The sequence below is a fragment of the Solihabitans fulvus genome (assembly GCF_008386585.1).
In the GTDB taxonomy this organism is placed as follows: Bacteria; Actinomycetota; Actinomycetes; order Mycobacteriales; family Pseudonocardiaceae; genus Solihabitans; species Solihabitans fulvus.
On record NZ_VUOB01000213.1, the window covers coordinates 1 to 202 of the forward strand.

A 202-nucleotide genomic window follows, 5' to 3' on the forward strand; every position below is an offset into this window, starting at 1 on the left:
GCTCGTGCAGCACCAGCAGCCGCGAGTCGCCGCGCACCGGGCTGAACCCGATGGCGTCGAGGCCCTTGCCCTCCCCGTCCCACAGTTCCGCGACGGTCGAGCCGTCCTCGACCGCGAGCACCCGCAGCGCCGGGTGCCGGTTGTCGCCGTGCTCGGAGTGCGAGATGGCCAGCAGCCGCTCGTCCTTGGACAGCGCGGCGAC

1 pseudogene is annotated in these 202 nt (G+C 73.8%); it reads right to left on the reverse strand.

What is annotated here, in order from left to right:
• Positions 1-202, reverse strand: a pseudogene (locus tag F0L68_RS41365) (S9 family peptidase); the annotation flags it as partial.